Here is a 25558-nt window from a genome sequence, read left to right on the forward strand (position 1 = left end):
TTAAATAAAAATAATGGTCGCATGACTTTTCCACTTTATAGAATTAAAAACATTCATTAATAATTTTGATGAATTAGAATATTTTGTTAAAATCAATTTATATAATTGCTTTAAATTTATTTGTGAAAATAAAAATATAAATGATATTAAAAATGAAATTGTTGAATATGTCAATTCACACAATAAATTAATATCCAAACAAATCAATTGTATTAATCTTGATAAAATCACAGTGCCTTTTGATAATTTATTTTTATTCTCTTTGTATAGTATTCATAATTGCTTTAAAAAACAAGTAATATTTGAATACCTAAACAATATTAACGAAAATAAACTTGATAAAGAAATTGTTGATATTTTAATAAATTATTTTCGCAATTATGAATTAGAATTTATAATATATGAAACACAAAATGAAATAAACAATGAATTAATAAAACCATTATTTAAAAAATCAAAAAGTTCATTTAAGCTCAATTTTGGTGTGTTTTCTAATATGTTTAATAAAAAAATTTCAACGCATCGATTAAAAAGTATGCTAGAAATTGAAAAATATGTACTGGAAAACAAGAATAAATCATATTTATTAAGTATGGAAAACAATACAAAAGAAATATATAAAATTGTACAAAATCATTCTTTTGTGTCACATTTTTTATCTCCAAACACTATTAAAAATGCTAAGAAATATTTATTGAGTAAAAATTACTGAATGAACATTTTTAAAATTTTAATTGATTCATTACCTTTTGATATACCTGAAGATGATAAGGAAATAAGTATTAAATATGATGAGAGTAATTTTAAAATAGTTGAAATTTCATCAAAAATAATAAATTTTAGTGGTTCAATTCAAAAATCCATAGAAAATTTAATTTCAAATAAAAATATTAATTCAAAAGGTATCGATATACAAAAAACTTTAGAAATTTTTGTTTTAGATAATATTATTGATATAGGTAATTTTATTAAAATATATAAATTTAATAATAGTAAATTGGTTAATTGTTCATATAAAGTTTTAGATAAAATAAAAATATTAAATAATAAATTTGAATCTGAGGTTAATTTAGAAATTACTAATAAAAAAATAACTAACAAATTAGAAGAAATAAATTGACTTTCAACAACTAAATTAAATTTTTTAGAGCACTCATTAATCGTCGGAAATAAGAATGACATTGATATATTCTCGACAGCTAGGTCAGTTAGAACCTTTATTGAATTAGTTTCCAAAATGTTTATTATTGATCAAATTTTTAAGTGTTATAAAGAAGGTATTAATAATAAATATCCTAAGAGGATTGAAGAAGTTTCTAAAATTTTAGATGTGGATTTATCCATTCGTTTACTTGAATTTTCTATAAACACTAACCATAAAAACTTAGAAAATGTTAGAGAAAAAATAGATGCAAATAAACGATCATTAGAAATATTACATTTAAAATATCATTTATTTAAGTTTGATAGAAAATTTCACTTTCCTGAATTTAGATTTAGTTTTACTGAAGAAGTATATGAAAACTTTATAAAAAAGTTAGTAAAAATATTTGATAATGAAATACTAAATATTTTTGCTCACTCTTTTCATTGACTTCATAATAGTGTTGAAATTGATGAATTAACAGATGAATTTATTAATGGATTAAAAAATCTCATAAATTTATTAAAAAGCGATTTGTATAATGATTTTATATATCAATTAAACTCTATATATGAATTTGTATCAAATAAAGACAATTCTTTAGAAAAGTTTTTTAACACAAAAAAATAAGTAATTCATTGAGATAATAAATTTTTTATTATATAAAGCACAAAAATAGAATGAATTTAATCGTCTAAAAAGCTTAACATTCACCTAAAAATATAACATAATTGGGAGAATGGAACTTTTAATTATGATTTTGGAATCACAAAAGTAAAATTCTTCAATAACTCCTATTAAAACATGAGTTTTATTTTTTATTATTATTTAATTGAGACAAATAAAAACACCCAAATGGTGTTAATATTAGTTAGTTTTGTATTGCTTACGTAAAATTGGTAGCATATTTTCTCATTTTAGTTCATTTTCAGGGTCTGTTGAATAATGAGTAGGTAAGGCAACGTAATTATGCACATAATTACCATTCTCATCTTTATTTAGGTATTTAATGATAGTTGTGATGTATGAAGTGTAATCAAGTCTAAATTTTCTTCTGCTTCCAGCATCACGGTCTAAGAAGATTTCGTTAAGATTAAGTTCACCTATGAAATTTGGGTTAGTTTCACTATAATCAGCAAAAGTTAAATCTACACTAACTCATTTATTATCAACAAATACTTCATTTCAAGCATGCTCACCTGAAGCTACTAAAGAATTTGGATCACCATAATAACTTCCACCAACTATTCTTACTGGAATATTAAGTAGTGAAAGCGACATACTAAGATTTTGACTGTATCCATAGCATTGAAGCGTTCTATCAATTTCAAAAAGGGAAGACGGATTATAAAAATCATTACCGTCTGTATTGAAAGGATATTCAAAATTATTATACATATAATTTACGTTAGATGTTATAAAGAAAGACAACGCTTTAATAATTTGTTTAGTGTTTCAATTTTTAGAGATATATTTAGGTAAAAAGGTAATTCAGTTTTGCAGTCATTGTTTCATTTGATTTTTTACTACTTCCTTATCTTCTCTTATTGAATAATCAGCATCATTATTATCATTTAATTTCGATGGTTTAGGGTAATCGAAATTCTTTTCTGCTATTTTTAAAATACCTGTAGCTTTAATTTTTAAGGTTCCAATAGGATTTTGTTCAAAGATAGAAAAATAATTAGGTTGTTCAGTTAATAATTCATAGTATAAGGTTGGTCTAGATACTTCAATTGTTCTCCTTGGTTTTAAAGTATATTTTTTATATAAATCAAAATCTAGTTTTGGTGTCATTGGATTCAAAATAAAATCAATTATAGAGTCTCTATTATTTGGTTGAAAATTATTCATACCATATATTTCAGATAATTTATTGAATTGCTTTTCTAATTCAAATTCAGCTTTATTAACATCATATTTTGGAAAGTGATATTTTCAGTTATTTACATTAATATTAAAATTTTCGTAATCTTTAAAAGTTTCAGCAATATAGCTATCACTAAAATCTTTATAGTGATTAAACATTTTAACATTTGCTAGATTAATTGATTCGATTTTAGGATCATCATTAATGACTCACAGCCATTCATCATAACTTTTCAATCAACTAAATATATAATCAATGTTTAACGATAAATCATTTTCTAGTAAATATGGTAGACGTCATTCTATATTTTCTTCATTTCCTGGATTTAGTGTATAGCGTTTATCTTTAGTGATAAATCATTGACGTCTATGGTTTTGGTTATTGTCTAGATTGTTTTTAAAATAATTTAATCTATCTACTACCAATGGAAAATAGTCTACTTGATTAAAATAATCTATGTATTTTTGGATTTGTTGTTTAGTGATTTCATTTTTAAAAGTATTAATACTTTTGTAATTAATATATAAATTATTGTCTATAAAGTCATAAAAAGTTGTTAAATCTGGGTTATAAAAAGTTTTAGTTGACTAAGTTGAGATTTAAATTTACTTATAAGGTTATTGATTTCATTGATTTTGTTCTTTAATTTTATATATTCATAATATAAACTACCAATATTCCCATTATCATTAAAATCTTTTAATATTTTGTTAGTTGTAGTTGAAATAACATTTGCAATGTTAGTATTTAGATTAATTTCTTTAATAAAGTCTTCAGATAAATGTTTTTTGATTGATTGTTCAATTGTTGCATAAATATGCTTTGATTTATCAAAAAGATCATTTAATTTATTAGTATCAAAAGAATTTGTTTGGTTAATTATAAAAGTAAATAAGTCAAAATATGAGTCATCATTAATAATGTCTCTTGGAATTTTGTTGCTTATTAATTGATTATTTATTTCAAAAATATATTTATATTTATTATTTATATTTCTTAATGTAATATCATCAGTAGTAATATCTATTATTTTTTTAATTTCAGTAGGAATAAATTCATACTCTGCAAATTTATTTAATCGATTTTCTTGTCTTTGAGATTTTGATAAAGTAAGTGTAAAAACAGTCGCACCTGAAGCAATTGAAGCTGTTGAAAGTAAAAAAAGTATTAAATATAAAAATTTACTTATTTTATTTTTACGATTTTGCCTTGCTAGAATAAAAAAGAAGTTATGTATCTGATCAAAAACTTGAATTTCATTTAAATCACTTTTTTTATCTTTAATAAAGTTTTTGATATCTTTAATCAATGAGATTTTATTTTTATTTATATATTTATATAATTTATTTATATTAACACTAGTTTTTTTAAAAAATAGATTATTAATGTTAATTTTACTTTGAATTACTCAAAAGTAAAACTCCATCAAATTATTTATTTCAAAATTTATTAAATAATTATTTATAGTCTCTATTAATATATTTTTATTGATTTCTGTAAAGATATTTATAGATTTATTATCAATTGTTTTGTAGGGGTATGTAATTTTGAAAAAATCTATAGTTTCTCTAGGTAAAATATTGATTGTTAATTTTGTGTTATGTTCAGAAAACACTATTTCAACTTCTAAAGATTTGTTGAGAGTATTGGATTTATAGTTTGTTTTTAAAGAGGTATTTAAATAATCAGTATTAATTAATTTTATTACTTTGTTTAATTCGTTTAAGATATTTTCAACTTGATAAATGTCAGTATCATAATACATTTTAAGTTCATTAAATGAATAGTTTTTCATGAAGCAATTATCATCTATAAACTGATGATCTATTGTTAAATATTTCAAATTTTCAGACTTATAAACTTCAGAAATTAAGGTATCTAAAAATAATCTCTTAATAGCTTCTTCACTGCTAAGTTTATTCATTGTAGATATTTGACTAATATTAATTAGCGATTTTTCCATTTTGCCTCCAATTTAATTATATTATTTTATAAAAAAAGAAACTGGGATTATACATAATATTGTAAATCTCAGTTTCTAAAATTATTCTCATTCTAAATCTAATAATACAACTGAACCTAAGTCTTCTAAAGGTTTTAACATAGAATCAACTTGTACTATTTTTTTACCAGCTCCGGTTTGACCTGCAACATCTAATTCTAAATTATATCTAAGCTTAATTCGTCATGTCGATGAATCGGTTTGTAAGAATTGAATAAGTCGATCTTTTACAATACCATTTCAATACGCTTCTTCAACAATCCCTGGTATAGTTTGGGTTGATGATCCACTATAATTTGAGAAATAGTTATATCCAGTACTTACAGTACTTGAAGATTTGGCTTCATATTTTACTTTCAAAATATTAATTTTTGGAGAGGAAAATGGAATTGATAACTGTCCAAATCAACCTTTTTCAGTTTTTTTAAATTGAATTGTTTCAAGACGAGAATTTACTATAACATGTGCAGTTAAACTTGTTGCTGAAGAAGGAATACCTGAGAATATCTCTTGTATTGGTGCAAGTTCTTCAGGACTGTTATCATACAATCAATGAGTTAATCTGTTTATTGGGGATTGACCTGGATTATATGTTGAATAAGGATCCATTTCATAATAGATAGGTTCTAAGCTTTCATTATCAAATCAATTTTCGAAATTACGGTATGAATGATTTTGTAAGTTTTGATTAATTCATTTTTTTGCTTCTGTTGGATCATGTAATAAGGTTGATGGTTGCTGTCTGTAACCAACGAAATCATAAATTACTAGTTTTTTATTCTTTTTAGTATTTTTGGATTGAATGTTGTTTAATTTTTTTAATGCTGTTTGAAGTTTATTTTGGAGTTCTTCAATTATTTGATCCTTAGCTAGGTTATCTGCTTTTACTCTAGATAATTCACTAGTTAATCTAGTTTTTTCACTTTCTAAAGTTCTTTTTTCGGATTCTAGTGTTGAAATTTGTGAATTTAATCTTTGAATTTCTTCAGAGTTGGAACTAGAACTTATTAATTCTTGAATACGTCTTTCTTTTTCTGCAACTAATTGACTTTGTCTTCTAGTTTCTGCATTAGCATTTACCAATTGAGCTTGTAGCTCTTGAACCTTAGTGCTTTGATTTTTCTTTAGTTCTGTGTTTTCGTCAGAAACCCTAGTGAATGCTTTGTTTAACTCTTCCTTAGCATAATTAGCTGCATTTAATTGGGTATTTAGCATCTTAGCATAATCATCTTTTGCCTCAATTTTTTTATCATAGTTAGTTTTAATTAACTCTTTCATTAATCCAACTAAAGATATATTGAAATCACTAATATTGTTATTTTGTTCGACTATACCTGATAATTCTTGAGATTTATCTAAATTAACTGTTTCACTTAATTTATTTTGTAATTGAGTTTTTTGTTTAGATTCTTCTGAATTTTTTAATAATTCCTCTGCTTGTTGTCTTAATTGATTGTATTTAGAAACTAATTCATCAAATTTAGTACCTTGACTTTCAATAATAGTGTTTTGTGCTTGAATTAAATTTGTTAATTCTTCAGAAATTGAAGTATTCTCTGCAACTTTAGTTCTTAATTCATTTTCTAATGAATTTTTAGCTTGCTCGATTTGATCTTTTTGTGCTGATATTTGTTCAAGTTCTGAAATTTTTTCACTTAATTTATTATCATAATTTGCTTTTAATACTTCGTTGAATTTATTAATCAATGCAAGAGATAACTCAGTGTTAAATTTAATTCTTGCATTAACTGTATTGATATCTACTGGAATTTCAGTAGTAAATTCACTATTGATTAAGTTTTGAAGTTTAGTTTTTGCTTCACTTTCAACCGAATCGATTAATAATTCATTTGACTTAGTGATTAATGTTTCTAATTTGCTGTTAACTTTTGCTAGTTCATCTTGTTGAGAAGCTAATAAAGAAGCGTTAGCAACTTTAAGTGAATTTAATTCGCTATTAGTTTGATTTAATTGCTCGATAGTACTATTTAATTGGGTTGTTAAACTCTCTTTTTCTCTCTGAAGTTCAGCAATTTGCTGTTCATATTGTTTAATAAGTTCATTTTTTGCTTCAAGATTTTTATTTAATTCAGCAATAGTTGTATCCAATTTTGTAATTTTAAGGTTTAACTCAGCAATTTCCCCTTCAAGAGGTATTATTCTTGTGTTTTGATAATTTAACAATAAATCACTAATTAATCCTAAAGCGTTTTTACTACTATCTTGATAGTTTTCCACAAAATTCTCTTCAAATGAATGAGTAAGAACTTCAGTGATGAATTCTTTTTGTTCTTTTAGTGGTTCTACTAATGAACTGTTATCCACAGAATCATTTTCTAAAGCATTAATATTTGAATCTAACAATGATTTAACTTCAATTAATGAGTTAATTAATTTATCTTTAAGTTCTGTTTTTTTAGCTTCAAGTGCATTTTGAAGGTTTTTTATATTTTCGTTTGCATTAGAAAGTTGAGTGTTTAAATTACTAATCTTATCTAAATTAGATTTATTTTCTAAATCTAAATCTACTAATTCTTTTGATTTTAGTGAATAATCTTTCATAAGAGAAATATATTTATTGTATAGTATCTCAAAATCTTTATTAACTAATGAATCAAACTCATTTAACAAGTTTTTATTTTTGATGCCAAAACTTTCAACATTAATACTTGTGAAGTCTTGAATATTCTTAGTTTTAAGAGCTCTATCATAATCTAGTTTTGCTTGTTCAATTGCAATAGTTAATTCACGAATATAACTATTGATATCATCAATAAGTCTTTGAGCACTTGATTTGATATTATTAGCAAATTCAACAGTAGCATATTGAGTATAATCCTTGTTTAAGTAAGAACTAATTTTATCTCTTAAAGAGATAACATATTCAATTTGATTATCTGAAGCAGTAATGATTTGTTTAATTAATCCTTTTGCATTTTCGAATGCATTTTCTAATTGAATTTCTTTGTTCTTAATGCTTTCTTTTTTATTTGCAATTTCACTAGTTAATTGAGCTACTAAATTAAAGTATTGTTTATTAATTTCAGTTTCAGTATCATTGATATTATTTATTAAATCAGTAATAGTTTCTAAACTGTTAGCACTTAAACTATCAATTAAAGTTTCCTTAACATTTAAGTTCTTGATAAATTCATCAATGTATCTTTGAGTATCAGAATCATTAGATTCACCTTTAAGAATGTTAAGTTGTTCTTTTAATTCATTTAACTTAAGTTTATATGCTTCTTTTGATTCAGTTGCTTTTGTTTTAAGAGTTGAAACTTCTTCTTCAAGAGAGATATCTGTTGAATTTTCAGGATTTTCTGGAGTGATAGTTGGTTCAAAGCGATTATCAGAGCTATTAATTTTATTATTTAACTGATTAATTTTATTTAAGTAGTTATTGGTTGTACTCTTTCAAGCATTTCTACTTTTATCATATTGTGATTGTAAAACACTTAAACGTTCTCTTAAAATTCCTAATTCTTTGTTTAATTGTTCTTTCTCTTCTTTTAATTGTTGATTTTGCTTTTCTAAGTCAGAGATTTTGAGTTTAAGAAGAATTATTTCTTTTTCTTTTTCTCTAACTTGTTTAACAGAACTGCAATATTGTGCTGTTAATGCAATAAAACCTATCGAAGCAACACCTAGAGCTGCTCCGCCTCCAACAATTAACCATTTTTTCTTATTTTTTTGGTTTTCTGTTTTTAAATTCATATTTATATATTCCTTTCTAAGATATTATAAACTAAAATGGAAATGTTTTCATATTATTTATAAATAAAAATTAATAACATTTGCGATTTTCTAGATGACAAATTTTATACATATCATTACGACGTTTTTGTCTAAATGTCGTAATTCTTCTTATATGTTTAATGTGTTCATTAGCAAAGTTATTAATATTAAAAGCTCTATTAAATGAATCAGAAATTAGAGCTTCATACCACAGTTAGTCTTTTATTTCCTTTTATTAATTTCGGTTTTAAATAATTTTATAAATTCTTTTTCATATTTATTTTTTGTCAAATTATCTAATTGAATTAACTCATTTAAGCAATTCTTAATTATTTTTATTGATTCAGTTGGACTAGACATATTTTTAACACCATTAACAATTTTAACTATGTTGCTTCAATTTTCTTCGCTGAATTTATATCCATTTGCAAGTTTATAAACATTCTCAAGATTTCAATTTATTAATTCTTTCCTTGGTAAGTTATTTAAGTCAATAACTTGATCGATGTATGGGATATAATGACTTTCAAATGTTGAAGTATCATATGAACTGAAAATTAATAAAATGTTTTTCCCTAATGAATTTAACTCATTTTTTAAATAATTCATAATTTCTTTATCATAGATATTGATCTTATTAAAATTTTCTAGTAAAACTATTATTGGCTTATCAGCATTAGCTATTTTAATTTCATCAATTAATTTTTTGATGTTTTTAATTGAAGATTTATCATTATCGCTAAAAATAGATTTTAAATTAACACCATAAAACTCATAAGATTTAGTTAAATTAGCGTTCAGAATATAAATAAACTCGCTAAAAATATACATATCTTTAGAAATAATTAAATACTTATTTTTATGTTTATTTTTAACATTTAATCTTATACTTGAAATTGAATTATTAATAGTTTCTGAAACAGATTTTCATCTAAATTTGTCTTGAAAGATAATCAATTTTTCTAAAAAGTTTTTTCCATTTATTTCATAAGTTTTAAATGCTGATGGTTGCCGAGAATTGGTTAATAAGTACTTTGATATTTGAAATGATAAAAAGTCAATTTCCTTTTTATATTTAGTCATATATTTCCTTTTTTACATAAAAAATAACTGTATATGCATACAGTTATAAACTTATTATCTTAATTTTAGAATTTTCTTTATTTTATCTTCATCATAAAGTTTATAAAAGTTATTTTCATTGCACTTAAATTTCAACTTAAACTTTATATTATTTAAACTTGGACAACCTTTATTATTAAAGCAATCTGTTTTAAATTTTGAAATTATTGACTCAGCTTTTGCAGTTCTATTTTCAAAATGCGATTTTAATGTTGGTGTTTTAACTAAAAAGTTGTATGCCTTAATCAAGTCATAAAATAAAATTTCTGATTTTAATTCTTTAATTTTATTCAATAACTCAGAAATAATTTTTAATAAGATATTATAATCTTGAACTTCTAAAGCATTAATAATTTGCCTAAAAATTTCCTTAAAATTAATGTATTGACCTAAGTAGGTTCAACGTTTATAATTCTTAGAACTTTTTCAACGCCGATCATAGTTAAAAATGTTTAGAAAGTATTTTTTTAAGTGATATCAGTCATAAATCAGTGTGAAATTATTATTTACACACATATTTTTGAAAATTCTTGCACCATCGCAAAATAAGTAGATTTTGGAATTATTTTTATCATAGTTAAAATGTTCTTCCAAAATATTTTCGATTAATTTATGTGTTTGTTTGGAGTTAATATTGAAATCATTAACTCTTGTTGCAACTGCTACAGTTAGTTGTTTTTTAATACCTTTCTGTTCGATATTAATAACTCTAAAGCGCATTTTACTTGTCTTACCATTTTTTCTTATTGTCTTAAAAGTATCATCAATATTGATAAAATAAACGCAAGGAGTAAATAAAACATTTAATGGTGCTGTTTCAACTTTTATTCAATTGGTGACTTCGAAGAATTCAGAATGTTTTTTTAAATAGTAATCAATCATGCGATAATCAATTTTAGGAATAACTGTTAATTTGTGCAATGCAGTTGTGTTAAGAACATATCTAAGCTCAACATATAGTTTTAATAAAGAAATATCAATATTACATTTATATAGATATTCAAAATTTTCAACTTTATATGTAAAAACTTTATTTGTATTTTTATCTTTATAACGATATATGTCTAAACTTGCATAACCATCAATCAATAATATTTTTTTAGATTTTTTATCGTGAAAGATGATTCCTTTTTGTTTTCTAAGATCTTTATCATCATAAAATTCTTTTGATAATAAGTTTAATTTTTCTATTTTTTCTTTAGATAGAAATTTTGTGGAATTATTCATTCGCAGATTCAAAGATTTTTTGAGATTTCACTATTACCCAGAACTGGAACTATTTCCATAATTAATTTTAATGCAAATTTACAAAATCAGAAATAAATAATTTAAATTTTTAATTTGTACAAAAAATATTATGTCTTTAGTTATTTTCATTTAATTAAACATTCTTGAGCTAGTACTTGTGAATACACGAAATAAAATTAATTATCTATTTTGATTTATTTTTAATTATGGTATTTTTTTATTTTTAAAAATTTCTTTTAAATACTTATATTTAATAAATTAGAATATAAATATTATTTAAAATAACAATATATCTATTATTTAATAATAATGTTATTTTTAATAATATCTTTAAATACATTAATAATATATGTATTATTTAATAATATTATTACTATTTATCAATATAGATTTATTACTAAATAATATATGTATTATTTAATAATAATGTTATTATTTATCAATATAATTGATATTACTAAATATAAGATTATGATTGAATAATAGATGTATATTTAAAACTGATATATTTACTTTTTGATAGTAAATATATCAGTTCATAATAAATATATTATTTAACAATATTGTTATTATTCATCAATATTACTGAAAATAATAATTAGATATTTTTAAACAATACTAATATCTTTACACGTAGAAAAATATAAAAAATAATTCTTTTTAACAATTTTTGTTGTATCATTATTATGGAAATATTTCCAGTATATATACATTTAAAGGAGAATATGAATAAATTCGCTAAAATTGCTAAATATTACTATAAAAATTATAAATATCCAATTTCACTTTTTGAAATTCTAAAAAAATTAAGAATGAAGATAGCTCTAGCAAAAAATGAGACGATAGATTTTATACTTAAAAATTTAGTGTGAACTGAGATCACTGATTTTAATGATAATTTCAGTGTTCGAAATGATATTAATTACATAGACGAAATAGATACAACTCCTTTAATTGATGAGCTATCCTATTCTCTAAAAGTAGGAGCAATTATGTTAGAAGATGTAAAATATTTATATGCTCAATATTTAGAGAGAGTTTTTGACGTCAAATATAAACTATAGTTTTCAAGTAGTCTAAACTTAATTCCTCAAGCTTAGTTATGTTTTCACATGTAAAATTGGAGTTAGATTACTAAAAAAGATAGAAGAGAAGTCTTTATCATTCCACTCAGTATTCTGAGTGGTTTTTATTATTCGGAATCTTAAACAAAAAAGCAACCTTTAGAGTTGCTCTTATGAAATGGGGTGAACGACGGGATTCGAACCCGCGAATGACAGGACCACAACCTGCTGTGTTAGCCACTTCACCACGTTCACTATGTAAATTTTACAAATTAATTATAATGCGTAATTTCATTTATAAAAGCTTTTCTATTAAAATTTAGTTATGAATAAAATAACTGAGTTAAATAAAGCGATTGTTAAAAGCTTAAATAAAATCCAAAAAAATTTTTATTCCAATAAAACTAAGAGAAAACAACTTAATTATTGATTCCACCACAAGAAAATTAAGTCAATAATTAATTCTTCAGGTGAAAAACTGTATTTAGAAATTTATTTTTATTATGATAAAGTAAATAAAAAACTTGTTAAGTTCTTACCAGAACAAATTAAAGATTATAAATATCTTTATACAACCAAAACACACTTTACAAATGAATTAATAAACTTATTATTAAAATGTAATAAAGAGTCTGCAAAAAATATTATTGAGCATTTTAAAATTAAAATGAGTGTTAAGAATTTAAATTACTATCTTAACCTATCAAATTTACAAACACTAAAAGATGAAATATCAAAAGTTAATGATGTTGAAACAGTTCAAATAGACATTGATGATTTTTATAAATATACTTACAATTCAAAAAATAATAAAATAAAACTTACTTTAGTTAAGATAAATTTAATAAACAAACATAATAAACTGCTTAAGTCGCAAACGTTTATTGTATGTGATAAAAATATTAACTATATTTTGAAAATGCTTTTAAAACTGTATAAAACCTGAATTTCTAACAGAAGATGTAAGGTTGTTGTCTATTCTGACGGTGCTAGCAGTTTTAGAAACTTAGCAAAGAAATTAAATGCAATTTGAGTTTATGATGCCTTTCACTATAGTAAAAATCTTTTTCAACTTATCGGTTATCGAACAAAATGAAAGAATAGTCTTAACTATAAAATTTTCCATAATACAAAATATTCAAACATTTTTTATAAATTAAAAGACTATGTTAAATTAAATGATAATACTTCAATTATTAATTTACTTACCGAAATATCACATGATGAAAATATAGAACTTAACAAAAGAATTGAAATAATTAAGTTCATAAAAATTAATAGGAATGTTAAGTATTTTTATTATCAAAATCGTACTGGTCAATCTGAAGCTAATATTTCTGTTATCAAAAGAAAACTTACAACTGAAACTAACAGAATTAGTATTGATGAAATAAAAATGAGAATTTTTAATTGAAATAAACAAGGTAAAGTAAATGTAAGTTTTGTTTAATAATCTTTTTTGTTTTTAATAAAAATAAGGATTTTGAGTCCTTAGATTTTTGATTTTAATTTTTTGGGTTAATGTTATATAATTTGATTAGTAATAAATCGTTTTATTAAATGTATTTATTTTTCCACACATTTTTTACCAGACCCTAAATTATTAGTATTTGATAATACACATAACCCAGAGAGAGAGAGAGAGAGACGTTGCGAGGCAACTAAGTAAAGAATATCTTTCTATACTTGAAGAAGCAGAAAAAGTTGAGTGAAAAACTATTGGAGAAGTTTGTGATATAAAAAGAGGAACGAAAATAACTAAAAAAATTATGGATGAAAATAAAGGTGAATATCCCGTTTACTCATCTCAAACAACCAATAATGGGGAAATAGGCAAACTTAATTATTATATGTTTGATGGTGAATATGTTACATGAACAACGGATGGCTATTATGCAGGTACTTTTTATTATAGAAATGAAAAATTTTCTGCTACAACACACTGTGGTGTTTTAAGTGTTAAGCGTGGGCAAAAATTATTGCCAAAATTTTTATATTATTATCTTACTTACGATTCTGTTAACTTAAAGAACTCAATAGTTGGTACAATACCTCTTTTTACATCTGAAATGGTTTCATCAATTAAAATCCCAATTCCTTCCATAGATACACAAAACAAAATCGTAAAAATACTTGATAGATTTTCAGAGTTGACAGAAGGAACTAAAAACTCTTTACCTAAAGAAATTAAACTTAGAAAACAACAATATGAATACTATAAAAATAAATTATTAGATTTCCCTAAACAATAATAACGGAGGATTTATGTCTAATCCTATTGATAATAAAGTTAAAAAACTAGCTACAATCGCAGAGTTAAATACTGGGATTATTTTAGCACAGTATAAACCCGTTGGTAATGAGAGTCAAAGTTACCAAAGTGAGGAAGCACTTGAAAACTATTTAATTAAAGCACTCAAGAGCCAAGGTTATCAATACTTAGAAAATCTTAAGGAACCAGAGCAACTTCTTGACAACCTCAAACTTCAAATTGAGAAATTAAACAAAGTAGAATTTAACTCAAACGAATGAAAAAGATTTAGTGAGGAAGTTTTTACAAATCCTAAGCATACACTAATTGACAAAACTAGACAAATTCAAGAAGATCACATTGTAACCTTTACTTTTGATGATGAAAGAAAAGTTAATATTAAATTAATTGATAAAAATAACTTAGCAAACAACACCTTACAAGTTATCAATCAATTTAAACAGTATGGTATACATCTTAATATATACGATGTCACAATATTAGTTAATGGTTTACCACTTGTTCATATTGAATTAAAATCAAGAGGAAGACCTATTTCAGAAGCTTTCTATCAAATAAATAGATATAGTAAAGAAAGTTTTAATTCAACAAACTCATTGTATAAATATGTACAAATTTTTGTTATATCAAATGGAACTATCACAAAGTACTTTTCTAACAACTATAGCGATGGTAGAAACAGTATGGATTTTGCTTGTGAATGAGCAGATTCAAAAAATAGTGTTATTCCTGATTTAGTCGATTTCACAAGAACATTCTTTGAGAAAAAAGTTTTACTTGAAATTATTACTAAATATTGCATTTTTACTTCCCAAAATAAGTTATTAGTAATGCGACCATACCAAATTGCAGCAACTGAACGAATATTATGAAAAATAAAATCAAGTTTTGAAAATAAGAGATATGGTAGTGTTGAAGGTGGTGGATTTATTTGGCATACCACTGGTTCAGGTAAAACCTTAACTTCATTTAAAACAGCTAATTTAGCTAGAAATTTAGATTTTATTGATAAAGTATTTTTTGTTGTAGACAGAAAAGATCTAGATTATCAAACTGTAAATGAATATAAAAAATTTGATAAGGATAGTGTTGAATCTATTCGTGATACAGTTGCACTTAAAAAATCTATTGAATCAACAGATAAGAAAATTATTGTTACTACAATTCAAAAACTCAATCATTTTATTAATAAAAATTCCAATCACCCAATTTTTAACAAACATTGTGTATTGATTTATGATGAATGTCACCGTTCACAATTTGGTGAGATACAAAAAACTATTACCAAGAAATTTAAAAAGTATTACCAATTTGGTTTTACAGGTACACCAATATTCCCTGAAAACGCTTTAGGTAATGAAATAACTAGTACTGTTTTTGGTCAATTATTACATTCATACGTAATTACTGATGCGATTCGAGATGGTAAAGTATTAAAATTTAAGGTAGATTATTGTAATGTTTCAACCACATATAAAGATAGTGAAACTGAAAAAAATGAAGAAAAGTTAAAATTACTCGAAAAAGAAGTTTTAGGTAATTTAGAAAGAATTACTAAGATTAGTGAACACATTCTAAAAGTTTATAATGAAAAAACTCACCGTGGAGTTACTTACACATATAAAAACAGGAAGCTAACTGGATTCAATGCTATGTTAGCGGTTGAAAACATTGAAACAGCTAAGAAATATTATGCTATATTGAACAATTTACAAAAAAATAAATCACCGAATGAAAAACTTAGAATAGCAACGATCTTTAGTTTTTCATCAAATGAGAAACAAGATGCTATTGGTGAGTTATCTGACGAGGAGTTAGATGAACCAACAAAATTTCTAGATAATTCTTCTAGAGAATTTTTAGAAAAAGTTATTAGTGACTATAATGTAATGTTCTCTAATGAAAAACTAAACTTCTCTACTGATTCTAAAGGTTTTCAAAATTATTATTCTGATCTCTCTAAAAGAGTTAGAAATAAAGAAATTGATTTATTAATTGTTGTTGGTATGTTTTTAACAGGTTTTGATGCTCCAAGTTTAAATACGCTTTTTGTTGATAAAAACTTAAGATATCATGGATTAATTCAAGCTTTTTCAAGAACTAATCGTATATTTAATGAAGTTAAAAGTTTTGGTAACATTGTTTGTTTTAGAGATCTTCAAAAAGCTACTGAAGATGCTGTTATGACCTTTGGAGATAAAAATAGCCTTAATGTTATGCTTGAAAAAAGTTATGAGCAATATATGAAAGGTTTCAAAGATGAACTTACCAGTAAAAATGTAGTTGGTTATGAAGAGGTGTGCAACAAACTTAAAACACAATTTTCTGAACCTACTAAAATTGAGTCTGAAAAAGAAAAAATTGAATTCGTTAAAACATTTGGTGAATTTTTAAGATTAGAGAATATTCTAAGAAACTTCGATGACTTTCATAATAGTGAAGCGATTATTTCTGAACGTGAAAAGCAAGATTTTAAAAGTGTTTACCTTGACATAAGAGAATCTTTTATTAAAGAACGAGACTATAAGCAAAAAGAGAAAATATCTGGTGATATTCCGTATTTAGAGTTTCATCTTGAATTATTGAAAACTGATGAAATTAATTTAGATTATATTTTTAATTTAATTATTGAAAAGTCAAAAGATCATGAAGATATTACAACTCTTAAAGAAGAAATTAGAAGATATATTAAATCAAGTGCTGGTTATAGAGCAAAAGAAGAACTTATAATTGAATTTTTAGATACTCAAAATTTACTATCATTACGTGGAAAGCAAAGTATTTTAACCGAGTTTTATGAGTTTGCATCTAAAAAACGTGAACAAAAAATACAGAACCTTATCGTTGAAGAAAATTTGAACAATAAAAATGAGGAAGCATTAAACTTTATTGTTCAATCAATCGAAAAAGGTCAAGTTTCTCCTAATGGAATTCAACTAAACAACATTTTACCTAAATTATCAAGAATGAATAATGATAAACAAAAGAAAAAAGAAAAGGTAATAGATAGACTAAAGAGATTAATTGATGAATTCTTCGGTTTATAATAATGAATAGATCACAATTAATGAAATTGTGATTTTATTTATGCTGCTAAGTGGGAAAGGATTTAAGGATATAAAAAAAGCAGTATAAACTGCTCTATTTCTTGTCGATGTTAGTTTTAAGAATTGAAAGGAATGCCTCTTGCGGAACTTCAACAGAACCAAGAGATTTCATACGTTTTTTTCCTTCTTTTTGTTTTTTAAGAAGTTTTTGACGACGTGTGACGTCACCTCCGTATAATTTAGCTGTAACATCTTTTCTATAAGCTTTAATTGTTTCTCTAGCAATAATTTTTCCACCAATTGTTGCTTGAACGGGAATTTCAAAATTTTGTCTTGGAATAGCCTCTTTTAACTTTTCACATAATTCTCTACCTGAAGCATAAGCGTTATCTTTGTGAGAAATAATTGAGAATGCATCAACTTTATCACCATTAAGAAGAATATCAACTTTAACTAAATCGCTTTCTCTATAACCGATTCATTCATATTCGAATGAAGCATACCCTTTAGTAGTGCTTTTTAACCTATCAAAAAAGTCAAAAATAGTTTCAGCTAGTGGCATTTCATAAATAACTTTAGATCTTTTTGAGTCAATATATTCAAGATTTTTATAAATTCCTCTCTTACTTTGACATAATTCCATTACATTACCAATATATTCATTAGGAATAAAAATATTTGCTTCAATGTATGGTTCTTCAATAAATTCAATTATAGATTTATCAGGTAAAAGTGTAGGGTTAGAAATTTTTTCAACTTCACCGTTAGTTAAATGAACGTTATATTCAACTGAAGGACTTGTTGCGATAATACCAACATTATATTCGCGATCAAGTCTTTCCTGAAGGATTTCCATGTGTAACATTCCTAAGAATCCAACTCTAAAACCAAAACCGAGGGCTTTTGATGTTTCTTGCTCTCAAGTAATTGATGAGTCAGAAAGTGAAATTTTTTCAAGACTTTCTTTTAGTTCTGAATAATCACGAGTATCGATAGGATAAAATCCAGTGTATACAACTGGTTTCATTTTTTTATATCCGGCCAATGCATGTGAAGTTGGATTATCGACGTGTGTGATTGTATCCCCAACACTAACTTCTTTTGCATCACGAATTGCAGCACTAACTCATCCAACTTCACCAGCTTCAAGAAACTCTTTTTTTGTTTCAACTGGATTTTTAATACCAAGTTCAATTACGTGATATTCTTCATTGTTAGACATAAATTTGAATCTATCTCCAACACTTAATTTACCTTCGAAAATTCTTACTAACATAACCACACCACGATAAGGGTCGAAAAAACTATCGAAAATTAATGCTTTTAGTGGTTTGGTATCATCTGCGTCTTTTGGGGATGGAACATATTTAACAATTGCTTCAAGTACATCAGGAACTCCAACTCCTGTTTTAGCAGAAACTAGAACAGCATTTTCAGCACTAATTCCTATCACTTCTTCAATTTCTCTTTTAACTTCTTCAACGTTTGCAGAAGGTAAATCGATTTTGTTAATAACAGGAATTATTTCAAGATTGTTCTCAATTGCTAAATAAACATTTGCTAATGTTTGAGCTTCAATACCTTGAGAAGCATCAACAATTAACAATGCTCCCTCACTAGCAGCAAGCGATCTAGAAACTTCATAGGTAAAGTCAACATGTCCGGGTGTATCGATTAGATGAAAAATATAGTCCTTATACTTTAGTTGGACCGCATTTAATTTAATAGTTATTCCACGCTCTTGTTCAAGATCCATTGAATCAAGAAATTGTTCTTTTAAATCTCTTTTTGCAACAGTGTTAGTTAATTCTAAAATTCTATCTGCCAAGGTACTTTTACCATGGTCAATGTGAGCGATTATTGAAAAATTCTTTATTTTTGATTTATCCATAGTTATTTATTATTATAAATTAAATTTTGATATTACAAAAACAGAAAATTAGTGTATTAATGAGTTTTAAATTTGAGAATGTGAAAGGAAAAATTAACTTTTTTTAATTAATTAAATTAGTTAAAGATTTTCATTTATAATATAGATACAAAGTATAGGGGGGACAATGTTGAAGTTAAATAAAAAAGATAATAAGATGCCAATAAACACAGAAAAATACAATTCATTATTGAATAATTTACTAGATATAAAATCACATGGTGATAATGCAATTTTTTATCACTTATCAAAAATTAACCAAGATTTATTAAAGATTGTTAAGAAAGAACATATTCAAACGATTTTTAACAATGCTGAATTTAATATCGAAATAACTTCAATGTTTAATGATTCACAAATCAGCAGAATTAATGAACTTAAAAATTATGAAGAATTTACAAAATGAGCAGAAGAATGTGGTTATAAACCAAGTAAAAAAATTGATGAAGATCTAAAAAAATCATTTAAGAAAAATTTAGCACCAGTAGCTGAAAAATTGACTAACGCTCACAATAATTTGATTAAAGAGTGAAAATTAAATGACAACAAAATTCAAGAAATTTATACAGAAGTAGGAGTTTGACCTTTATACATAGGAACATTCTTTATTGGTTATGCCAAAAATGATCAATATTGTTATGCTCCGCTTGTTCTTAAAGAAGTTAATATCAAAATTAACAAAGGTAAGATTTACTTAGTTAATAGAAGCAGCGACATTTTACTAAATGAAAAGATGCTTTTTGCTATTAGTAAAATGTTGAATAAAAAAATTGATGTTTCAGATATCAAATTAAGCGACATGTCTATTAAAAATGCTGTTATTGAACTTAGAAAACATTTAACAGAATTTGTCTTAGATGATTTGATAAAGGAAGAAGATTTACTATTACCATTTAAGGAAAACGATAAGGAAAGTTTAAGTAACAAGTTTGTAAGTCCTACAGTTACAAAGGGTATTGTACTTTCAGTTTGCCATCCTCAAGGAACAAAACTTCGTTCAGCATTAGAAAAGTTAATTTATGATGGGAAGATAGACAATCTTGTAGAATCAGATATTTTAACAAACAAAGAAAGTGTTGTTGAAAAGGACATTATTGAAAAAGCTAAATTGATTCGTGTTGCAAAAACTGACTTTTCACAGGAAAAAGCAATTCAAATGTCATTGAACGATTCAGTTATTATTGCAGGTCCTCCAGGTACAGGTAAATCTCAAACTATAGCAAATATTATTGTTAATATCTTAAATAATGACAAAAAAGCTTTATTTATTTCACAAAAGAAATCAGCATTAGATGTTGTTCTAAAAAGAATGGGTAAATATTCTGATTTAGTATTCCAATTTAATGAATCAAATAGAGCTAATAAGTTTGAAAAAGAATTTTTCTACAAACCAATTATGAGACTTTGAAGAGAAGTTCAAGATAGTAATGAAAATGAAAAACTAGTAAAAAGTCATGAAAAATTCATTTTTGATGAAGAACTTGACTATTTTGAAGCTAAAAATGCTCTAGGCCAATTTACCGAAAGAGAACTTGATGCATATTTCAGAATTAAAAAAGTTGATACGTTAAACGAAGATAAAAAAGATATCAAAAAACTTCAAAGAACAATTAATAACTATGAATCAATGATTCAATTTAGAAGTGTTTATAATTGATATATCAAGACATATCTAAAAACAAAATTATTCAAGAAATTCAATGAAGCTAAAATATTCTTTAAAAATAGTAAATTATTTAAATTTAAAACTGTTATCAAAGATAAACCCGAAACAATTATTCAAGATTGATTCAAAATTAGAAAATACTTAAAATGAATCAAACAAATTTACAGATTACAAAAAAGATTGTACAAATATAACATTGAAGATTTAATTGTTATTTCTTCAATTAATAAATTTAATACCTTTAAATCATTTGATAAAGTTCAAGCTAGATTCAAATCATTTAATGATTCAAGAAATGATTCAAATGTCACATGAGATGAACTTGAAAATATGTATAAGAGAGTAGTTGCAAACATTAAAAAAACCGCTAATAATTTCTCACAAACTGAAAAAAATGAATTAACAGAATTCATTGCAAAAGTAAATAGAGGTATTAGCTCTCCACAGTTATTAACAAGTGAATATAATGTTTTAATTAAGAAACTATACAACGTTTTTGTTGGTAACCCTGAAATATTATCAAACTTTATTGATTTTGAGAAAGATAAATTTGATTACATTATTTTTGATGAATCCTCACAAATTTTCTTTGAAAAAGCATTACCATATATCTCATGCTTAACACAAGATGCAAAAGGTAGAGTGACAGGTAAGGTTATCATCGCTGGTGATGATCAACAAATGCAGCCAACTAATTGATTTAACTCTAGAGATGACTCGGATGATGAATATTCAAAACAAGAAGTAAAGTCTCTTTTAGATTGAGCTAGTTCGATGGCTATACAAAAAATATTCTTAGAAATGAATTATAGAAGTAATTCAAGTGAATTAATTCTATTCAGCTCTAAAGAATTCTATGAATCTAAACTTAAAGGTTTAGATAAATATGGTTACACAGAAAAACACTGTTTTGAAGTAGTGAATGTAAACGGTAAATGAAAAGATAATATAAATGCTGAAGAAGCCAGAAAAGTTGTTGAATTAGCATCAGAAAATATTCATAAATATGATTCAATGATTATTTTGGCTTTCAATAAAAAACAACAAAATTATATTAGAGAAATTATCGCAGGACAACACCCAGAACTTTATAGTCAACTAGAAGATAAAATATTGCTTAGAAACTTAGAAAATATTCAAGGTGATGAAGCGGATTTAGTAATAGTAAGTGTTGGATATACAAAAGATTCAACATTAAGCAGCACTTACATTGGTACAAAAGGTGGAAGAAATGCATTGAATGTTGCTATTACACGTGCTAAAGATAAAATGATTGTTGTTAAATCGATTTATGAGTCGGATATTTTAGTAGATAATACAGGTTCAACTAACCTTTATACATTTAAAAAATGACTTAAATTCCTTGATCTTAGTTCAGCTGAGCAAAAATCGTACACAAGTCTAAATAATAAATTAATTCAACATGTTTCTCCTAATTTTAAAAATACAATTATAAATTGACTCAAAACAATTCGTTTCGATAAAAATGTTGAATTTATATCAGATTATAGAGTTGGTTCATATACAATTGATATTGCTATTATCGATACTGCAACACGTAAGTTGCTAATTGGGTTAGCTCTAGATGACACAAGTTGTTACATCGAAGTTGAAGATGTCTTAAAACTTAAACTTAAAGATGATTTTATCAAATCTAAAGAATACCCCATCTATACAATTAGTAATTTTAGATTCAGAGAAGATGCAAATGCAATTCAAAAATATTTATTGACAATTGTAAATCAATAATTTATTCATAGTCTTAATGACTATGATTTTTATTTTAAATAAAAAAATACAAACGCTAATACGTCTGTACCGTCAAAGTATAACTAAAGAAGGCAAGATTATTTTGGAAATTTTTGTGTGTCTTTAGTAGTTTACTTTAATAATTATTTAGCTGAGTTTAATTTAGCAAATGCTATAGCTCTTTCTTTTTCTTTTTCTTTAGATGATGATTTCATCTTTAATGCTTCTAAAATAGGTGTTGCAACAATATCATTATGTAAAATTCCTAATGCAATACCACTCTTTCCGCTAATTAAGTATGAAACAGCTTTCATTCCTAAAAGTGAAGAAAGAATTCTTTCTTGTGCTGTTGGTTTTCCACCTCTTTGTGTGTGAGCAAGAGAGTTTGCTCTTGTTGTTCAACCTGTTCTCTCTTCAATTTTTTTAGATAAGTCAGCAATATCGTATCTTTTTTCACTAACAACAATCATTACTGAACGACGTTCTTTATCTTGAACTAATTCATTAGCTCTTTCTACAATTTCTTCTACAGGAAGTGTATATGAACTTGTTGAAATAATTTCAGCACCAGTTGCTAAACCACTTCAAAGTGCTAAATCACCACATTGATTTCCCATAACTTCAACAATCATGATTCTTTTGTGTGAATTTGCTGTATCTCTAATTTTATCGATTGATTCAACAACAGTATTTAAGGCTGTATCATAACCAATAGTGAAATCACTTGAAGCAATGTCATTATCAATAGTACCAGGTAAACCAATGGTTTTAATTCCAGATTCATGTAATAATTGAGCACCCATGTAACTTCCATCACCACCAATAACTACAAGAGCATCAATATCATTTTCTTTAAGATTTTTTATTGCTGTTTCTCTTACTTGAGGATCTTTAAATTCTGGGAATCTTGCTGAGTAAATACATGTACCACCGATTGAATTATAAAAATCTAAATCAATTTTATTTGCTTTCACAATATTATTGTGGTAAAGACCTTTAAATCCTTCATAAACAATGTAAGGTTCAATTCCGTTATTTCTGGCTGACTTAACAATTGCTCTAATTGCACTATTCATTCCAGGTGCATCACCACCAGAAGTTAAAATAGCTATTTTTCTCATTTATCACTCCTTTAATTTTGCAAAGTATTTAAGTTTAAATATTCTACTATATTTAAATAATTAATTGTTTAAATTATAATACATATAAAGTGGAAAAGTCATGCGACCATTATTTTTATTTAAAGAGCTTGAAGTACGATAGTGCTTCAATATTTATAATTATATTGATTTTTTAATTAAAAAAGCACATCAAAAGAATCGGTCATGACCGATTTTTAAATTTTTTAATATTATTTTGAGATAAGTGATAAATATTCGTTAATTCTATTGATCATTATTTGAATTTGTTCATCGGAAAATTTATCCATAGAAATTCCTTTAGCAATATATCTTCTGATATGTCTGTGAATGTTCTCAATAGAACCTTTTTGATATGAGCAGTATGCGTCACATTTGTATAAATTGTTTTGATTAATAACCTCGTGCAACAACACGTTCTCGGAGCCATTGTCAATCGTTAAAGTTTTGATTCTCAATTTGTTATTTTCGATAATTTTAATTAGCGATTTCTTTACTGCTAGAGAAGTCTTTAGTGATCTAACTGAATAAAGTTTTCTAGATTTTCTATCTAAAACAGTAACTAAACAATACTTGTCCTCACGTTTACCAATAACTGTATCAAGTTCATAATGTCCTTCAGTTGTTCTGTTGTTAGCTTCCTCAGGTCTTTGATGAATTCGGATTGCATTTTTAAGAGAACTTTTTTGAGTTTTTTAATTCTTTTTTTGTATTTTCCTACCGAAAGAAATTGCAAAATATCTATAGATAAAGAAAACTCATTTGACTTTAAGCACTTATATACAGTGCTTGCAGTAGGACAAGAACTGTTAGGATACAGTTTCTTAAATTTATTAACGATCGCTTTAGCAGAAACTTTTATAGCTCTTTTTGTAAAGTCCTTACTAAATCTATTTTTTCTAAAATAGTTGACCTCATCATTTCAAAATCTAACAAAATTTTTTCATTTGTTTTGAATAGTTTTTGAATGAAGCCTAGTTCTTTTTGATTTATAAAATATCAAATGCTCAGCTAATAAATTAAAATCTATGTAATTAACATAGTTAATATAATTGTCGCAGTTGCGACAAACTTTCTTAAATTTCTTAACAAAATCGCCTTGATTTGTTGTAGAAATTTTTAATAGTTTTTTAATAGTTTTTGTTTGAAATCCGACAATACTTGAAACTTGAGAGACGGTTTTATTTTCTTTGATTAATCTTAGACATTCATTAAAATGAAGGATGCTCATTTGATTTTCTTTCAATAGTCTAGTTTTTATAACTTTTGAATGTAATGGTCTAATTTCATCATCAGAATTCTTTATCAAATAATGAGTATTTGTGAGGTGTTTTTGTTTATTTTTTATACACACAACTTTATCAAGATAATTTTTAATATTTGCTATAATCATATTGGGTCCTTTCGTATTTTTGGACACTATTATTTTACTAAAAGACCCAATAAATAAAAACGGTCATGCGATAATGGTCGCATGACTTTTCTATTTTACGAAATTATAATACAATTTGTTTTCTAACTCACTTATAACACAAATAATTATTAGTTAGCAATGTTTAATAAATGC

At 25.0% G+C, this 25558-nt stretch carries 15 protein-coding genes and 1 tRNA gene; 6 read left to right on the forward strand and 10 right to left on the reverse strand.

Going from position 1 to position 25558, the window contains the following annotated elements; genetic code table 4:
• Positions 1 to 13 precede the first annotated feature (13 nt).
• Positions 14 to 1774 carry a hypothetical protein gene (locus tag EXC66_RS00465; protein WP_112579180.1) on the forward strand — a complete coding sequence of 587 codons (1761 nt, stop codon included), beginning with the start codon at positions 14 to 16 and terminating at the stop codon, positions 1772 to 1774.
• A gap of 237 nt (positions 1775 to 2011) precedes the next feature.
• Here the strand turns inward: EXC66_RS00465 and EXC66_RS00470 are convergent, their stop codons facing one another.
• The 5 genes from EXC66_RS00470 to EXC66_RS00490 all read right to left on the reverse strand — a co-directional run bounded on the left by EXC66_RS00470 (position 2012) and on the right by EXC66_RS00490 (position 11103).
• Positions 2012 to 3439 (reverse strand): transglutaminase domain-containing protein, encoded by a 1428-nt coding sequence (locus tag EXC66_RS00470; protein ID WP_129622296.1) that lies wholly within the window; start codon positions 3437 to 3439, stop codon positions 2012 to 2014.
• 131 nt (positions 3440 to 3570) lie between these two features.
• Complete coding sequence (locus EXC66_RS00475) at positions 3571 to 4977, reverse strand: hypothetical protein (protein ID WP_129622299.1); 1407 nt, start codon at positions 4975 to 4977, stop codon at positions 3571 to 3573.
• 81 nt (positions 4978 to 5058) lie between these two features.
• The gene (locus EXC66_RS00480; protein WP_006886957.1) at positions 5059 to 8733 is read right to left on the reverse strand and encodes a coiled-coil domain-containing protein; all 3675 of its coding nucleotides are present in this window, start codon (positions 8731 to 8733) and stop codon (positions 5059 to 5061) included.
• Between the two features lie 243 nt (positions 8734 to 8976).
• Positions 8977 to 9837 (reverse strand): uL4 family ribosomal protein, encoded by an 861-nt coding sequence (locus EXC66_RS00485; RefSeq protein ID WP_006886956.1) that lies wholly within the window; start codon positions 9835 to 9837, stop codon positions 8977 to 8979.
• 54 nt (positions 9838 to 9891) lie between these two features.
• A complete protein-coding gene (locus EXC66_RS00490) occupies positions 9892 to 11103 on the reverse strand; it encodes an Mbov_0401 family ICE element transposase-like protein (RefSeq protein WP_006886955.1) in 1212 nt (403 codons plus the stop codon).
• A gap of 746 nt (positions 11104 to 11849) precedes the next feature.
• Between EXC66_RS00490 and EXC66_RS00495 the strand changes: the two genes are divergently transcribed.
• Positions 11850 to 12188, forward strand: coding sequence for a hypothetical protein (locus EXC66_RS00495; RefSeq protein ID WP_006886954.1), 339 nt, complete (start codon positions 11850 to 11852; stop codon positions 12186 to 12188).
• Positions 12189 to 12367: 179 nt separating this feature from the next.
• Here EXC66_RS00495 and EXC66_RS00500 read toward each other — a convergent pair.
• A tRNA-His gene (locus EXC66_RS00500) sits at positions 12368 to 12443 on the reverse strand.
• A gap of 70 nt (positions 12444 to 12513) precedes the next feature.
• On the opposite strand from EXC66_RS00500, the gene EXC66_RS00505 reads away from it, so the two are divergent.
• The 3 genes from EXC66_RS00505 to EXC66_RS00515 all read left to right on the forward strand — a co-directional run bounded on the left by EXC66_RS00505 (position 12514) and on the right by EXC66_RS00515 (position 17507).
• Positions 12514 to 13638: an Mbov_0401 family ICE element transposase-like protein gene (locus tag EXC66_RS00505; RefSeq protein ID WP_006886953.1), complete on the forward strand. Its 1125-nt coding sequence runs from the start codon at positions 12514 to 12516 to the stop codon at positions 13636 to 13638.
• Positions 13639 to 13798: 160 nt separating this feature from the next.
• Complete coding sequence (locus EXC66_RS00510) at positions 13799 to 14440, forward strand: restriction endonuclease subunit S (RefSeq protein WP_112579178.1); 642 nt, start codon at positions 13799 to 13801, stop codon at positions 14438 to 14440.
• Between the two features lie 13 nt (positions 14441 to 14453).
• On the forward strand, positions 14454 to 17507 hold the full coding sequence (locus EXC66_RS00515; RefSeq protein WP_006886951.1) for a type I restriction endonuclease subunit R: 3054 nt from the start codon (positions 14454 to 14456) through the stop codon (positions 17505 to 17507).
• A 94-nt stretch (positions 17508 to 17601) separates the two neighbouring features.
• Here EXC66_RS00515 and lepA read toward each other — a convergent pair whose 3' ends face one another.
• Complete coding sequence (gene lepA, locus EXC66_RS00520) at positions 17602 to 19398, reverse strand: translation elongation factor 4 (RefSeq protein WP_006886950.1); 1797 nt, start codon at positions 19396 to 19398, stop codon at positions 17602 to 17604.
• Positions 19399 to 19564: 166 nt separating this feature from the next.
• On the opposite strand from lepA, the gene EXC66_RS00525 reads away from it, so the two are divergent.
• Positions 19565 to 22852, forward strand: coding sequence for a DEAD/DEAH box helicase (locus EXC66_RS00525; RefSeq protein ID WP_006886949.1), 3288 nt, complete (start codon positions 19565 to 19567; stop codon positions 22850 to 22852).
• A gap of 143 nt (positions 22853 to 22995) precedes the next feature.
• Here EXC66_RS00525 and pfkA read toward each other — a convergent pair whose 3' ends face one another.
• The 3 genes from pfkA to EXC66_RS00540 form a co-directional block, all read right to left on the reverse strand.
• Positions 22996 to 23973, reverse strand: coding sequence for a 6-phosphofructokinase (pfkA, locus tag EXC66_RS00530; protein WP_006886948.1), 978 nt, complete (start codon positions 23971 to 23973; stop codon positions 22996 to 22998).
• 230 nt (positions 23974 to 24203) lie between these two features.
• Positions 24204 to 24656, reverse strand: coding sequence for an IS30 family transposase (locus tag EXC66_RS00535; protein ID WP_129622301.1), 453 nt, complete (start codon positions 24654 to 24656; stop codon positions 24204 to 24206).
• Complete coding sequence (locus EXC66_RS00540) at positions 24554 to 25384, reverse strand: hypothetical protein (RefSeq protein WP_112579176.1); 831 nt, start codon at positions 25382 to 25384, stop codon at positions 24554 to 24556. Before EXC66_RS00540 ends, EXC66_RS00535 begins: the two co-directional genes overlap by 103 nt.
• Positions 25385 to 25558: the final 174 nt, after the last annotated feature.

It is taken from the genome of Mycoplasmopsis anatis, from assembly GCF_900660655.1.
GTDB classification, from domain to species: domain Bacteria; phylum Bacillota_I; class Bacilli_A; order Mycoplasmatales; family Metamycoplasmataceae; genus Mycoplasmopsis; species Mycoplasmopsis anatis.